13 protein-coding genes and 1 rRNA gene are annotated in these 13,905 nt (G+C 72.4%); 6 read left to right on the top strand and 8 right to left on the bottom strand.

The window, feature by feature from the left end:
• Positions 1–92: ribosomal RNA gene (gene rrf / locus ABZ261_RS21115) — 5S ribosomal RNA — on the top strand; the annotation flags it as partial.
• Between the two features lie 106 nt (positions 93–198).
• On the opposite strand, the gene ABZ261_RS21110 is transcribed toward rrf, so the two are convergent.
• Positions 199–753: a cysteine hydrolase family protein gene (locus tag ABZ261_RS21110; protein WP_356861303.1), complete on the bottom strand. Its 555-nt coding sequence runs from the start codon at positions 751–753 to the stop codon at positions 199–201.
• A gap of 51 nt (positions 754–804) precedes the next feature.
• On the opposite strand from ABZ261_RS21110, the gene ABZ261_RS21105 reads away from it, so the two are divergent.
• Positions 805–1,362 carry a GNAT family N-acetyltransferase gene (locus tag ABZ261_RS21105; protein WP_356861301.1) on the top strand — a complete coding sequence of 186 codons (558 nt, stop codon included), beginning with the start codon at positions 805–807 and terminating at the stop codon, positions 1,360–1,362.
• A 67-nt stretch (positions 1,363–1,429) separates the two neighbouring features.
• Here ABZ261_RS21105 and ABZ261_RS21100 read toward each other — a convergent pair whose 3' ends face one another.
• The 7 genes from ABZ261_RS21100 to ABZ261_RS21070 form a co-directional block, all read right to left on the bottom strand.
• On the bottom strand, positions 1,430–2,995 hold the full coding sequence (locus tag ABZ261_RS21100; RefSeq protein ID WP_356861299.1) for a type IV secretory system conjugative DNA transfer family protein: 1,566 nt from the start codon (positions 2,993–2,995) through the stop codon (positions 1,430–1,432).
• 12 nt (positions 2,996–3,007) lie between these two features.
• Entirely contained in the window at positions 3,008–4,420 is a 1,413-nt protein-coding gene (locus ABZ261_RS21095) for an ATP-binding protein (RefSeq protein ID WP_356861297.1), read from the bottom strand.
• A gap of 14 nt (positions 4,421–4,434) precedes the next feature.
• On the bottom strand, positions 4,435–5,991 hold the full coding sequence (locus ABZ261_RS21090; RefSeq protein ID WP_356861295.1) for an SCO6880 family protein: 1,557 nt from the start codon (positions 5,989–5,991) through the stop codon (positions 4,435–4,437).
• A complete protein-coding gene (locus tag ABZ261_RS21085; protein ID WP_356861293.1) occupies positions 5,988–7,307 on the bottom strand; it encodes a hypothetical protein in 1,320 nt (439 codons plus the stop codon). The genes ABZ261_RS21090 and ABZ261_RS21085 overlap by 4 nt, the downstream gene beginning before the upstream one ends.
• Complete coding sequence (locus tag ABZ261_RS21080) at positions 7,297–8,124, bottom strand: hypothetical protein (RefSeq protein WP_356861292.1); 828 nt, start codon at positions 8,122–8,124, stop codon at positions 7,297–7,299. Before ABZ261_RS21080 ends, ABZ261_RS21085 begins: the two co-directional genes overlap by 11 nt.
• Before the next feature lie 174 nt (positions 8,125–8,298).
• Positions 8,299–8,607 (bottom strand): hypothetical protein, encoded by a 309-nt coding sequence (locus ABZ261_RS21075; protein WP_014673544.1) that lies wholly within the window; start codon positions 8,605–8,607, stop codon positions 8,299–8,301.
• A 278-nt stretch (positions 8,608–8,885) separates the two neighbouring features.
• Positions 8,886–9,575 (bottom strand): TetR/AcrR family transcriptional regulator, encoded by a 690-nt coding sequence (locus ABZ261_RS21070; protein ID WP_356861290.1) that lies wholly within the window; start codon positions 9,573–9,575, stop codon positions 8,886–8,888.
• 80 nt (positions 9,576–9,655) lie between these two features.
• On the opposite strand from ABZ261_RS21070, the gene ABZ261_RS21065 reads away from it, so the two are divergent.
• The 4 genes from ABZ261_RS21065 to ABZ261_RS21050 all read left to right on the top strand — a co-directional run bounded on the left by ABZ261_RS21065 (position 9,656) and on the right by ABZ261_RS21050 (position 13,783).
• Complete coding sequence (locus ABZ261_RS21065; protein WP_356861288.1) at positions 9,656–10,582, top strand: oxidoreductase; 927 nt, start codon at positions 9,656–9,658, stop codon at positions 10,580–10,582.
• A 385-nt stretch (positions 10,583–10,967) separates the two neighbouring features.
• Positions 10,968–11,744: a trypsin-like peptidase domain-containing protein gene (locus ABZ261_RS21060; protein WP_356861286.1), complete on the top strand. Its 777-nt coding sequence runs from the start codon at positions 10,968–10,970 to the stop codon at positions 11,742–11,744.
• A gap of 101 nt (positions 11,745–11,845) precedes the next feature.
• On the top strand, positions 11,846–12,847 hold the full coding sequence (locus tag ABZ261_RS21055) for a bifunctional lytic transglycosylase/C40 family peptidase (RefSeq protein ID WP_356861284.1): 1,002 nt from the start codon (positions 11,846–11,848) through the stop codon (positions 12,845–12,847).
• A gap of 231 nt (positions 12,848–13,078) precedes the next feature.
• A complete protein-coding gene (locus ABZ261_RS21050) occupies positions 13,079–13,783 on the top strand; it encodes a phosphatase PAP2 family protein (protein ID WP_356861282.1) in 705 nt (234 codons plus the stop codon).
• Positions 13,784–13,905: the final 122 nt, after the last annotated feature.

Here is a 13,905-nt window from a genome sequence, read left to right as displayed (position 1 = left end):
CGCCCGGTTACATTCCGAACCCGGAAGCTAAGCCTCACAGCGCCGATGGTACTGCAGGGGGGACCCTGTGGGAGAGTAGGACGCCGCCGAACAATTGTTGAGGGAAGCCCCCGCATCGATCCGATGCGGGGGCTTTCTGCGTTCACGACGTGTGCGGCCTGTGCGGCCTGTGCGGCCTGTGCGGCCTGTGCCGGGGGCTCATCCCTGGAAGGTCAGCTCCGCCGAGCTCACCGTTCCGCCGCGGCGTCCGGGTGCGTGCTGGCCGCTCCAGTAGAGGTTGGTGTGCGCTATCACCCGCTCCGGGGCGGGTGCGCCGTACGCGGTGAGGTCCTCCGTGGTGTGGGCGTCGGCGACCAGCGTCGCGTCGTACCCCCGGGCCAGGGCGCCGTGCAGGGTGGAGCGGACGCAGAAGTCGGTCTGGGCCCCCGTGACGACGAGGCTTCCCACGCCCTGGCCGGCCAGGACGGACTCCAGGTCGGTGTCCTCGAAGGAGTCGCGGTAGCTCTTGGCCACGAGGGGCTCCGCGTCCAGTCGCTTCAGCTCCGGCACCCAGGCCCAGCTCTCGGTGCCGGGCACCAGGTCTTCGTCCTGGTGCTGCACCCACACCACCGGCACACCCGCCGCGCGTGCCCTGCCGATCAGGGTGTCGATGGTCGCGATGACCTGGTCGCGTCGGTGGGCGCCGGCCATCACGCCGTTCTGGACGTCGATGACCAGCAGCGCGGTGTTCGGCCGGTCGGGCAGTGTCGTCATGCCGTACAAAATAGACGGCACCTGAGACAACGGGTCGTCTACCGTGGCCGGATGACCAGCCTGACCAGCCATGACTACACGGTCCGCGCCGTACGCCCCGAGGAGTGGGCCGCCGTGCGGGAGCTGCGGCTCGACGCGCTGCGGGATCCGGTCGCCCACCTGGCCTTCCTCGACACCTACGAGAAAGCCGCGGCCGAGCCCGACTCCTTCTGGCAGGACCGGGCCGCCCGGTCGGCGGAGGGCTCCGCGGCGGTCCGGCAGTTCGTCGCCGAGGCGCCGGACGGGACGTGGGCCGGCACCGTCACCGTGCTCATCGAGGAGGCCGGCACCGAGGACTGGGCCGGGCGTCCGGTGGAGCGGCGGCAGGGGCATGTCGTCGGGGTGTACGTCCGGCCGGAGCACCGCGGGAACGGGCTGGTCGGGGCACTGTTCGACGCCGGTGTGGAGTGGGCCCGGCAGCGGGGGGCCGAGCGGATCCGGCTGATCGTGCACGAGGACAACGAGCGGGCGCAGAACGCGTACCGCAAGGCCGGGTTCGCGCCCAGCGGGGTGGTCATGTCGTTCTCGAAGGACGAGGCCGCCAAGGAGGTGGAGTTCGTCCTGGAGTAGTGACACCGTTCGCCGGACGCGTCCGGCCGGTCAGGGGGCGAGCGGCCTGTCAGGGGCGGCGAGCCCGTCAGACCGGGAGTTCCCGGTGCGGCCAGCGGGCGCGGGCCTGTTCGCGGGAGCGGAGCAGGGCGACCGCGTGCAGGCCGCGGTCGGCCCCGGTGGCGAGCAGATCCGGGAGTTCGGGGAACGGGGCCACGGCCGCGACGTCCTCCAGCACCAGCGTGAGTGGTGGGTCGAGCCGACCGGAGGATGACCGTTCGGCCATGCGCCGGCCGCGCTCGACCACGCTGGAGACGAGGGCCGTCAGGAGCGGCATCGCACCCGGGCCGCTCCTGGGGTCCTCGACGGATTCACCGACCACATAGAGCGTGCCCCCTTCCTGGACGAAAGAATCCAGGGCGAGCGCATCGGTTCGGTTCGGCGTGCAGGCCTCGCGGACGTTGACCGTGCCGAGCGCGGACAGCGCCCGGCTGATCAACTCCTGGGCGATGTCCCGGCGTTCCGGGTGGGCGGTGAGGGCAGCCTCCAGTTCGCCCGCGGCGCCGGGCGCGGCCCGGTGGTGGGTGCGCAGGGTGCGCACGGCGTCCTGCACCTGGGTTCCCTGGGCCCAGCGGTGCACGTGGCGGACGGTGCGGTTCTCCAGGGCGGCGGCGTGCAGATAGCTGCGCAGAAGGGTGGTCGCCGTGTCGGCGACCGCCTGGTCGATCCTGGCGGTCGGCTGTACGGGGGCGAGGAGGGCCGTCGCCCGGTGCAGTGCCGTCCGCTTGTCCTCGCAGCCCGCGGTGGGGGACCAGTGCAGGCGGGCCGGGGTGTCGCAGAGGTGGGTGGGGTCGTAGAGGTGCGTGGGGCCCAGCTTGGCCCTGGCGTCCTTGGTGTCGGCCCAGAGCGCGGGGTCGGACGTGACGACCAGGGTGGGGCCGGGGGCGTCCTGGACGGCGCGGATGGCGGCCGGGCGGCGGGCCGCGGGCGGACCGTAGTGCACCGCGCCCTCGGCGCGGTCGGTCTCCCCGGCGGCGGGCGGTTCACCGCCGGCATGTCCGCTGCCGGCCCCCGGACCGTACGCCCCTGTCCCGTACGCCCCTGTCCCGTACGCCCCTGCCCCGTGCGCCCGTTCACCGCCGGCCCGTCCAGCGTCGGGCGGCAGCCCGCCGAAGCGGGTATCGCCGCCCGGATCGTGCCCGGCGGCTGCGGGGGTGGCCGCGTGCGGAGCGGCGGGTGCGGGGCGGGCCGCGGCCGCCGCCTCCGCGGACCGGCGTGTCCTGGCCGCCCGCCACCGGGCCACCGCCCCCAGCACGAACACGGCGAGGACGACGAGGATCATCAACTGGCCGATGAGCAGGCCCCAGAACAGGCCCCAGCCGGAGAGCTGGGCGGGCGGGGTGTCCGGCCAGGCGCCGGCGAGGTCGTGGGGGCGGCCGACGAGGTGGCGCATGGCCAGGGGGGTGCGCGTGAACGTCACGCCGTCGGGCCAGGCGCCCCGGGCGAACCATGCCGCCAGGCCCGTGGCCGTCCACGCCAGCAGGGTGATGCCGAGGAGGAACGCGAGTATGCCGAGCAGCAGGCCGTCGGGGACGCCCCCCGCGGCGCCGCTGCGGCTGTCACGGCGGTCGTCGCGTCCGTGTTCCGGTCTCACCCCGTGCTCCCCCTACGCCACCGTCGACTCGGAGTCGCCCAGGTGCTGCTCCACGAAGGCCGCCGCCCGCTGCTCCGCCTCCAGCTCGGCCGCGCGCAGGGCGTCGTCGGCCGCCAGGTCGCTGGAGGACTCGGTCATCGCCCGGTCGGTGAAGACCAGGGGCCGCTCCGTCTCCGTGACCAGGTGTTTGACGACCTGGACGTTGCCGTTGACGTCCCAGACGGCGATGCCGGGGGTGAGGGTCGGGATGATCTCCACCGCCCACCTCGGCAGCCCCAGCACCCGGCCGGTGGCGCGGGCCTCGTCGGCCTTCTGGGCGTAGATCGTCCTGGTCGACGCCATCTTCAGGATGGCCGCCGCCTCCTTCGCCGCGGCGCCGTCGACCACGTCGGACAGGTGGTGGACGACGGCCACGAAGGACAGGCCCAGCCTCCGCCCGAACTTCAGCAGACGCTGGAACAGCTGCGCGACGAAGGGGCTGTTGATGATGTGCCAGGCCTCCTCGACCAGGAAGATGCGCTTCTTCCGGTCGGGGCGGATCCAGGTGTGCTCCAGCCACACGCCGACGATCGCCATGAGGATCGGCATGGCGATGGAGTTGCGGTCGATGTGGGACAGGTCGAAGACGATCAGAGGGGCGTCCAGGTCGATGCCGACCGTGGTCGGGCCGTCGAACATGCCGCGCAGGTCACCGTCGACCAGGCGGTCCAGGACCAGCGCGACGTCCAGGCCCCAGGCCCGTACGTCGTCTATGGCGACGTTCATCGCCTCCGCCGACTCCGGCTCGGGGTGCCGCAGCTGCTCCACGATGTCGGACAGGACGGGCTGGCGGTCGACGATCGTCTCGTTGACGAACGAGTGGGCGACCTTCAGGGCGAAGCCGGACCGCTCGTCCAGGCCGTGCCCCATCGCCACCTCGATGATGGTCCGCAGCAGGGCGAGCTGGCCGGTCGTGGTGATCGCCGGGTCCAGCGGGTTGAGACGGATCCCGTGGTTGAGGGCGGCCGTCGGGTCCAGCCGGATGGGTGTTATCCCCAGCTGCTCAGCGATCAGGTTCCATTCGCCGACCCCGTCCTCGCCCTGCGCGTCCAGGACCACCACCTGGCGGTCCTTGAACCGCAGCTGGCGCAGCACGTACGTCTTCTCCAGCGCCGACTTGCCGTTGCCGGACTCGCCGAGGACGAGCCAGTGCGGGGCCGGCAGCTGCTGGCCGTACAGCTGGAAGGGGTCGTAGATGTAGCCCTTGCCGGAGTACACCTCGCGGCCGATGATGACGCCGGAGTCGCCGAGGCCGGGCGCGGCCGTCGGCAGGTACACGGCCTGGGCCTGGCCCGTGGAGGTACGGACCGGCAGCCGTTGCGTCTCGACCTTCCCGAAGAGGAAGGAGGTGAAGGCGTCGGTGAGGACGGACAGCGGATCCCGCATCGGCTGATCAGCCCCTACCTTCGGATGCCGGTGGCGAACGGAAGTGTGTTCACGAAGGCGCGGTGGTGCTCACGGTCGCACCACTCCAGCTTGAGGTACGACTTGCCGGCGGAGGCCCTGATCGTGCGCTTGTCGCGGGCCAGGGCCTCCGGGGAACGCGCGGAGACGGTGATGTAGCCGACGAGGTTGACGCCGGCCGCGCCGCTGGCGAGGTCCTCGCCCCTCTGGTCGAGACGGGAGTGCGCGGCGACGTCGCGGGGGTCCACCGTCCGGTTCATCTTCGCGGCGCGGGACGCCTCGGCCTCGTCGTTGGTCTTCTCGGTCAGCATGCGTTCGATGGCTACCTCGGTGGGCTCGAGATCCATCGTCACGGCGACCGTTCGGATGACGTCCGGGGTGTGCACGAGGAGCGGAGCGAGGAAGTTGACGCCGACGGGGGTCATCGGCCACTCCTTCACCCAGGCGGTGGCGTGGCACCAGGGGGCGCGGGTGCTGGACTCCCGGGTCTTGGCCTGGAGGTAGGTGGGCTCCATCGCGTCCAGCTCGGCCGGCCAGGCGTTGCGCCGGGTCATCGCCTGGATGTGGTCGATGGGGTGGTCCGGGTCGTACATGGAGTGGATGAGGGACGCCAGGCGGCCCTGGCCGAGCGGCTGCCGCACACGGATGTCGGCCTCCTGCAGCCGCGAGCAGATGTCGGTCAGTTCGCGGGCCATGACGACGGCGAGGCCCGCGTCCCGGTCGACCTTGGCGCCGTGGGCGCGGACGGCACGGGCCATGGCGTGGGCCTCGGCGGCCAGTTCGCGGGTGTAGTGCATGCAGGCGACGAGGTACGCGCGGTGCTGCTCGCTGCTGGTGGACACCATGGACTGCAGCTGGTCGTACGACTGCTGCAGCCACTGAGGGGCGCGGCTGTCGCCGCGCTGGGCGACGTCCTTGGCGTGCGCGTCGGGGTCGGCGGGCAGGGTGCGGGCGAGCATCTGGATCCGCGTCACGAAGCCGTCGCCGTTGGCGACGTGCTTGAGCAGCGTGCCGAAGCGGTCGACCAGGGCCTCCTGGTCCTCGGAGTCGCGCAGGCCGACGCCGGGGCCCTCGATCTCGATGGCGGCGGTGACGGTCTTGCGGTCCGCGTGCAGCAGGACGGCGATCTCGTCCGGCCCGAAGGGCGCGGCGAGCCAGGTGATGCGGCCGATGCCGGGCGGCGGACCGATCTCCACCTCCCGGCCGTCGAGCCGGGTGCCGGCCTCCATGGCGGCGGAACGGTAGACGGCGCCCCGCTTGAGGGTGCGCTTGTACGAGCGGTTGATCTCGAACCACTTGTAGAAGGTGCGGCGCTTGTACGGCACGTAGACCGCGGCCAGCGCGAGCAGCGGGAAGCCCGTCAGCAGCACGATCCGCAGGGACAGCACCGGGACCAGGAGTCCGCACATCATGCCGAGGAACGCGCCGGCCACGATCAGTGCGATCTCGCCGGACTCGCGGTTGCGGCCGATGATCGCGTTCGGCCGGGCGCGGCCGATCAGATACGTACGGCGGGGCGTGACCGGATGGGACAGGTGGGACTCGGTCGTCAACGCCCTTCACCTCCCGAGCGGTTGTTGCGGGTGTTGCTGGCGTGCGGGGTGTTCACCGGGCTGGCCGCGCGGGGCGCAGGCGCGGCGGAGGGGACGGCTCCGCCGGGGGCGCCGGTGGGGGTGCGGCCGCTGTGGGCGGCGACACCGCCGGAGGCGGGGTTGGCCGGGCGCGGGGTGCTGCCCGCCTGTCCCCCGTGGTGGTCGGCGCGGCTGCTGTGGGTCTTGATGCCCTGGGCGACGAGGGTGGCGGGGGAGCTGATGACGGCGGCGGCCTTGCTCTCGGCGCCCTGCATGATGCGGTTGCTGCGGGAGCCGGCGATCTCGTCGCCGAAGCCGGGGACGAAGCGGTAGATCATCGCGCTCGCGAAGATGGCGAGCAGGATGATGGCGAGGCCGGAGACGACCGCGGAGAAGGCGTCGGGGCCGTTGCCGGTGGAGAGGGCGCCGGCGAGGCCGAGCACGATCACGATGACCGGCTTCACCAGGATGACGGCGATCATGATGCCCGCCCAGCGCCTGACGTGGCCCCACAGGTTCTTGTCGACCAGGCCCGCGTAGACGACGGTGCCGAGGAGGGCGCCGACGTAGAGCAGGGCGGCGCGGATGACCAGCTCCAGCCAGAGGACGCCGGCGGCGAGGATGCTGACCAGCGAGACGACGATCAGCATGATGGGGCCGCCGCCGATGTCGTCGCCCTTCTTCAGGGCGCCGGAGAAGGTGCCGAAGAAGGTGTCCGCCTGGTCGCCGGTGGCCTTCGCCAGGACGTCGGTCACTCCGTCCGTCGCCGAGACCACCGTGTACAGGATCAGCGGGGTGAACGCGGACGCCAGGACCGTCAGCCACAGGAAGCCGACGGCCTCCGAGATGGCGGTGGTCAGGGGCACGCCGCGGACGGCGCGCTTGGCCACGGCGAGGAGCCACAGCACGAGGGTGAGGATCGTCGAGGCGGCGAAGACGATGGCGTACTGCTGCAGGAACTTCGCGTTGGTGAAGTCGACGGTGGCGGTCTCCTTGACGGCGTCGCTGAGCTTGCCGATCGTCCAGGAGGCGGCGTCCGCGCAGCCCTTGGCCAGGGAGGAGAGCGGGTCGAGGGTGTCGGTGAGGGGGTTGGTGGTGAGGCCGCGGGAGCCTTTGGACGAACCGTTGTCCTTCTCGCAGAAGTCGCGGGCAGCCCCGTGGATGAGATCACACGGATCGTTGCTTTTGGACGGTGACGGGGTGGGGGCGGCGTAGGCACGCGCTGCCATGAGCGCCGCCACAGTCTGCACGGCTGTGACGGCTCCGGCCAGGGTGAGTACGCGGCGACTAGCGGGCATAGGTGAACCCTCCGTACTCATCGACGGCCTTCGACATCTCATCGGAACTGGAGGCCCTGTCGTCACCGGGAACGGGCGCCGGGCCCTCGTGCTGGGAGTGCGTGACGATCTTCCAGTCACCGGCGGTCCACTCGAGTTTCATGGTGATGGTGAACCAGCTGTTGGTGACCGGATTCGTGGACTTGTCGCCTGCGAGGCCGAGCAGGCCGCTGCACCAGACTTCGACGGTGGCCGTGTCGCTGGTGGACTCGGTGGCTTTCGTACCGATGGGGCTCGTACGGGAGACGAACGTGTAGCCCGGCGGGGCCGTGCCATCCGTGTTCAGGCCGAGGCTCTTGCTGAAGGCGGGCGTGTAGGCCTTGTCGAACTCCGTCTCGGAAGGCGCCACGCGAGAGGGAGCCATGACGGTCTGCAGGATCGCGTCCCGCCGAGTCTTGTTGAACATGTCGGCCGAGCCCAACGCCACCGCGTAGTTCGCTGCTGCGCTCTGGGCGCCCTGTTCTGTGTGGGGGAAGCCGGAGGGGATGCCCCCGGTCTTCGTCTCGACCGGGCGGGTGCCGGACGCCGCCGTGGACGACGTGTCCGGGCGGGAGCCCTTCGTGGTCGGGCCGGGGGTGGGGGTGTCGTCGCCTCGGTTGGCGAAGGCGATCGCGGCGATCAGCAGGACGACGACGCCGACCACCGTGACCAGGCTTCTGGAGGAGGAGCGGTGGGGGCGGCGGGGGGCGCCGCCGTAGGGGTCGTTGTCGGGCAGGCGGGTCCGGGTGTGGCCCGTGCCGGTGTATTCCGCGTAGCCCTGCTCGTCTGTGGGACTCATGCCGCGTACGCCCCCTCCACCTCGTAGACATACGACGGTAGCCGTGCTGGTTGCCGCGCGGGCGCGGTGTGGTGACTCGACATCAGGGAGACGCAACCTCAGCCGGTGGGCACGACGGGTGGGTGGGGGTGGAGGGGGACAGCCGTGGCCGGGCGTGCCCGGGAGGGGGAGGGGTTACACCGCCATGCCGTACACGATGGTGAACAGGGTGCCGAGGCTGCCGATGATGAAGACCCCGGTGAGGCCGGCGATGATGAGGCCCTTGCCCTGTTCCGCGCTGAAGGTGTCCCGCAGCGCCGTCGCGCCGATGCGCTGCTTCGCCGCGCCCCATACCGCGATGCCGAGGCAGAGGAGGATGGCCACGGCCATGACCACCTCGATCATGACCTTGGCCTCGTTGCCCAGGCTGCCGAAGGGGCCCCAGTCCGGAGCGATCCCGCCGATGATGGTGTTGATGTCTCCCTTGTCGGCCGCAAAGAGCATGTAAGTCACCGCCCCTGGTGGGTAGTTCCGCGAGTGCCCCTGCGGTGTGCAGAGGACAGGCCTCATTGTCGCCGACAACCCCGCCAACGTATGTCGACTTGACGTCATTGACGGGCGGTTTTCGTGCGAATGGCGCGTACGGTCACTCTGTGTATCACGGCGGGTAACCGCGGGCAACGAGGTCGGACCGGAACCTGCGGTGTGGTCCTGTCGTTGACCTCCTTCAGGCCCGGCGCGGTTTCTGACGGCCGGTCGGGTGGGGCGTCGCCTCGATGGTCTCACGCGCCCGGGGGCCGGCGGGGTGCGAGGCCGTGCAGCAGGTGGTGCACGTGCTCGTCCAGGCCGGTGAGGACCTGTTCCGGGGGGATGGAGCCGTTCGCGGCGAAGGCGGCGAGCCCGTGCAGGCTGGAGGCGGCGACGAGGGTGACGCGTTCCGGGTCGCCGGCGACGATCTCGCCCCGGGCCTGGGCGTCCGCGACCAGCCGCATGAAGGCGCCGACGGAACGGTCCACGGCGTCGGCGAGCTGCGCGGAGGCCTCGGGGTCGTGCTTGCGCGTGAACATCAGTTCCAGGAGGGCGGCGTTCTCGACGGCGAACCCGACGTAGGCCTTGGCCAGCCCGGTCAGCCGCTGTTCCAGGGCCGCCTCGGGGCGGTCCGCGGCCTCCAGGGCGGCGGCGAGCCGTTCGTAGCCGTCGAGCGCGAGGGCGTCGAGCAGGGCCTGCTTGTCCTTGAAGTGCCGGCCGGGGGCGGCGTGGCTGACGCCGAGGTCGCGGGCCAGTTCGCGCAGCGACAGCGCGCCCGCGCCCTTCTCGCGCAGGGTGCGCTCGGCGCTCCGCAGCAGGGCGGCGCGCAGGTCGCCGTGGTGGTACCGGCGGTTCACCGGGGACGGGGAGCGGGAGGGCGAGGGGACCGACGGGGCCGGCTGGGCAGGTTGGGCGGGCTCGGCGGGCGAGGGCGTGCGCGGCATGCGGACCATCGTATCGGGATGTTGGCGACGTCAGCATTGTTGTCATTGACAGCATTGTTGGCGCTGTCTACATTCGAGGTATGACCAAGACGAGTGCAGCGCGCGGCAGGCGCGCCGGGTGGGACGCGACGCGCCTGCCCGACATGAACGGCCGCACGGTCGTGATCACCGGCGCCAACAGCGGCATCGGCCGCACCGCCGCGCAGGCGCTGGCCCGCGCCGGGGCGCACGTGGTGTTCGCCGTGCGGGACCTCGCGCGCGGCCGGGCCGCCGCAGCGACGGCGGGCGGCAGCACCGAGGTGCGGCTCCTGGACCTCGCCGACCTGGACTCGGTGCGCGCGTTCGCCGCCGGCTGGGACCGCCCGCTGGACGTGCTGGTCAACAACGCGGGCGTGATGATGGTGCCGGAGCAGCGCACCGCGCAGGGTTTCGAGCTGCAGTTCGGCACGAACCACCTCGGGCACTTCGCGCTGACCAACCTGCTGCTGCCGTACGTGACGGACCGGGTGGTGACCGTGTCCTCCGGTGCGCACCGGGCGGGCGACGGGGTGATCCACTTCGACGACGTGAACCTGCGCGGGAACTACGGACCCACCCGCGCCTACGCCCAGTCCAAGCTGGCCAACCTCCTCTTCACCCTGGAACTGCAGCGGCGCCTCGCCGAGGCCGGCTCGCCGGTGCGGGCCCTGGCGGTGCATCCCGGCTGGGCGGCGACCAACCTGCAGAGCCGTGCCGCCAACCCGTTCGCCCGCGCGTTCATGCGGGCCGGCAACCGGTTCCTCGCCCAGGACGACCGGGCGGGCGCCCTGCCCACCCTCTTCGCGGCGACCCAGGACCTGCCCGGCGCGGCCTTCGTCGGCCCCGGCGGCCTCGGCGGGATGCGCGGCGCCCCGGCCCTGGTCGGCCGCAGCGCGGCGGCGAGCGACCCGGAGGCGGCCCGCAGGCTGTGGACGCTGTCGGAGGAGCTGACGGGCGTCCGGTGGCCGCTGAGGGCGCCGGTGCGGTGACGGGCGGGCTCCCTGCGGCGGCCGGGCTCCCTGCGGGGGCCCGCCGGGGAACGCGGGCGCGGACAGCGCCGGCGCCGTGACGCCCGCCGGCCGGCTCGGGGCGGGCGGAGCGCGCCGCCCTCGGCCGGCCGGCCCGCGCGGCCGCCTGCCGTGCCGGCGCCGCGGCAGGACCGGCCCGTCCGGCCCGTCCGGCCCGTCCGGCCCGTCCGGCCCCCCCGGCGGCGCCGGCTGCGCCGCGCCGGGACGGAACCGCCGGCTCCGGGCCCGTGCCGCCCCCGGGCGTGCGGGTTTGCGGGGCTGCGGTGGCGGGGCACCCGGGGTCCACAGGAGAATCTCAGGGAAGTCGGAGCGGGTTTCTCACCTCCGTGGGACAGAGTGGGGCCTGATGAAGCGCATCTCCCGCATCTCACGCGGATCGGCCGCCTCGCGGCCGGCTCTGCTCGGCGCCGTGGTGCTGCTCGCGCTGACCTCGGCGTCGGTGGCCGCGGCCGACGACGGGCCGGGGCCCTTCAAGGTGACCGTGGACGCGGCCGCCACCCGGCAGAGCGCGCGGGTCGGCGCCCTGTTCGGCGCGGACGGCGCGGGCCGGCCGGCCGGCGGCCACTTCTGCACCGCCTCGGTGGTGCACAGCCCGCGCGGCGACCTCGTCGTCACCGCCGCGCACTGCGTGGACCGCGCCGGCGGCGGACTGGTGTTCGTGCCGGGGTACCGGGACGGGCAGGCGCCGTACGGGGTATGGCGGGTGACGCGGCGGTTCGTGCCCGGCGGGTGGGCGGCGGGCCGGGACGAGGACAGCGACCTGGCCTTCGTCACCGTCGCCGGCCGGGACGGCGAGCGGCTCGAGGACGTGGTCGGCGCCAACCGGTTCGCGGCCGGCGTGGCCACCGGCGCCACCGCGGTCACCGTCACCGGTTACCCCGGTTCTCGTGAGACGCCCATCGTCTGCACCGACAAGCCGGTCCCGTACGGCAGGACTCAGCAGCGCGTCGAGTGCCCGGACTTCACCGGCGGCACCAGCGGCAGCCCCTGGATCGACGGCGACGGGCGGGTCGTCGGCGTCCTCGGCGGGCATGAGCAGGGAGGCGCCACGGCCGACGTCTCCTACAGCGTGGTGCTGGGCGGCGAGGCGGCCGGGCTGTACCGGGACGCGACGGCCGGCTGACGCGGCCGAGCGGGCGTCATTCCCGCGGCAGCAGCTGTGAATTGACGCCACTTCACCGCCGAATGGCCTTGAAACGCGCCCGCATGGGGGAAAGTTGAACCGTGCGGAAGGTATGGGTGATCGGTGGGGCGGCCGTCGGGCTCGGCATGGGCTTCGTCATGCTGCTCGTCGTCGGTGTGTACGTCGTCGCCGGGAATCTCGTCAACGGGGTGACCCAGGGCAGCCGGGGGCTCGCCGAGGGAGCGGTGCCGGCCGCCTACAAGTCGCTGGTGCAGCGGTGGGGCAACCTGTGCCCGGCGCTCAGCCCGGCGCTGCTCGCCGCCCAGCTGTACCAGGAGAGCGGGTGGAACCCGACCGTCGTCAGCCCGGCCGACGCCCGCGGCATCGCCCAGTTCATCCCCAGCACCTGGGCGACGCACGGCATCGACGGCAACGGCGACGGCCGGCGCGACATCTGGGACCCGGATGACGCGATCCCGTCGGCCGCGTCGTACGACTGCGAACTCGCCAAGTACGTCAAGGACGTTCCCGGCGACGTCTCCGACAACATGCTCGCCGCCTACAACGCGGGCGCCTACCGCGTCATCAGGTCGGGCGGGGTGCCCGCGATCAGCGAGACGCGGAACTACGTCAAACGCATCCGCAGCCTGGAGAAGAGCTTCGCCGCGCCGGTCACCCGGATCGACCCCACCCGGCAGGCCGCCGGCGCCATCGCCTTCGCCCAGAGCAAGCTCGGCACCCCCTACCTGTGGGGCGGCGAGGGCACCGCCGACCAGGGCGGACGCTTCGACTGCTCGGGTCTGACCAAGGCCGCGTACGAGAAGGTCGGTATCACCCTGCCGAGGGTCGCCAACGACCAGTACAACGCCGGCCCGCACCCCTCGCGGGACCAGCTGCTCCCCGGGGACCTGGTGTTCTTCTCGGACGACCTCACCGACTCCCGGGCCATCCGGCACGTGGGGATCTACGTGGGCGGCGGATACATGATCGACGCCCCGCGGACGGGTGCGGTCATCCGCTTCGACCCGGTCGACACCCCCGACTACTTCGGCGCGACCCGGGTCACCGAAGATGGCGCGAAAGCACTGCCGACGAACGTGTGAACCGAGCGTGAACCCACCCCCTGAGCTGGGGTGACGAGTTTCTCTTCGATAACGTCTGCGTGATCATTCAGTGGAGAGTGGAACGTATCAATGGTGGCTGTGCGTTCCTGTTGACGTAGCCGAGCGGACGTCAGTGCGGCAGTGCAGCGGAAGCGGATCTACGAACCACCGGGGGGCAGGAGCGACGCACACGAGGTGCGTCCGGGAAGACGACGAAGGGGCCGCAGCACCATGGCTGGACTCGCCGAATCCGGATCGAACCCCGACGTCGGCCTGCTCTACGACATCAATGGCCTGGCCAAGGACGCACCGCACTGGTTCGACCGGGTCATGGAGTTCGTCGGCGAGTACGGCCTGCTGCTCGCCATGGCGCTGCTGATCCTGTGGTGCTGGTGGTCGGTGCGGCGCCGGGGCGGTGACGAGGCGGCGCCCTCGGTGGCCGCGCTGGTGTGGGCCCCGCTCGCGGCCGGCCTGGCGGTGTTGGTGAACGTGCCGATACGCGGCTTCGTGCGGCGCCCCCGCCCGTTCGTGGACCACCAGGGCCTGGACGTCCTGGTCTCCGGCAAGGACGACTTCTCCTTCGTCAGCGACCACGCGACGATCACGATGGCGCTCGGGGTGGGCCTGTTCGTCGCCCACCGCCGCTTCGGCCTCGCCGGCATCGGCCTGGCCCTGCTGGAGGGCTTCTGCCGGGTCTACATGGGTGTGCACTACCCGACGGACGTCGTCGGCGGGTTCGCGCTCGGCACGGCGGTCGTGCTGCTCCTGTCCCCGCTCGCCACGGCGCTGCTCACCCCGCTGATGCGGGCCGTGGAACGCTCCCCCCGGGCGGGCCGGCTGATCCGCCGCCGGCCGGCGGCCGGGAGCGACGGCGACGCCCTGATGTCCGGCTCCCGCCCGCCCCTGGGCACCGAGGAACGGGACCTGGCCGCGTAACCGTCCCCCCGCGCCGGCCCCCACCCCCGCCACCGCGCCCTCGGGGAACGCCCGCGGCCCCGCCGCGGTCCCGGCCCCTCCTCGCGGCCGCAGTCCCCGGCAGCGGTCCCGGCCCCCGCCGA

Source organism: Streptomyces sp. NPDC006193, assembly GCF_040613915.1.
GTDB lineage: Bacteria > Actinomycetota > Actinomycetes > Streptomycetales > Streptomycetaceae > Streptomyces.
This window is presented reverse-complemented; position numbering and strand designations above follow the sequence as displayed.

What these genes read in the sequence shown, in the direction of transcription:
- ABZ261_RS21110 (WP_356861303.1), bottom strand. Translation starts at nt 753, where the DNA reads ATGACGACACTGCCCGACCGGCCGAACACCGCGCTGCTGGTCATCGAC.
- ABZ261_RS21105 (WP_356861301.1), top strand. Translation starts at nt 805, where the DNA reads ATGACCAGCCTGACCAGCCATGACTACACGGTCCGCGCCGTACGCCCC.
- ABZ261_RS21095 (WP_356861297.1), bottom strand. Translation starts at nt 4,420, where the DNA reads ATGCGGGATCCGCTGTCCGTCCTCACCGACGCCTTCACCTCCTTCCTC.
- ABZ261_RS21085 (WP_356861293.1), bottom strand. Translation starts at nt 7,307, where the DNA reads ATGCCCGCTAGTCGCCGCGTACTCACCCTGGCCGGAGCCGTCACAGCC.
- ABZ261_RS21080 (WP_356861292.1), bottom strand. Translation starts at nt 8,124, where the DNA reads ATGAGTCCCACAGACGAGCAGGGCTACGCGGAATACACCGGCACGGGC.
- ABZ261_RS21075 (WP_014673544.1), bottom strand. Translation starts at nt 8,607, where the DNA reads ATGCTCTTTGCGGCCGACAAGGGAGACATCAACACCATCATCGGCGGG.
- ABZ261_RS21070 (WP_356861290.1), bottom strand. Translation starts at nt 9,575, where the DNA reads ATGCCGCGCACGCCCTCGCCCGCCGAGCCCGCCCAACCTGCCCAGCCG.
- ABZ261_RS21065 (WP_356861288.1), top strand. Translation starts at nt 9,656, where the DNA reads ATGACCAAGACGAGTGCAGCGCGCGGCAGGCGCGCCGGGTGGGACGCG.
- ABZ261_RS21060 (WP_356861286.1), top strand. Translation starts at nt 10,968, where the DNA reads ATGAAGCGCATCTCCCGCATCTCACGCGGATCGGCCGCCTCGCGGCCG.
- ABZ261_RS21050 (WP_356861282.1), top strand. Translation starts at nt 13,079, where the DNA reads ATGGCTGGACTCGCCGAATCCGGATCGAACCCCGACGTCGGCCTGCTC.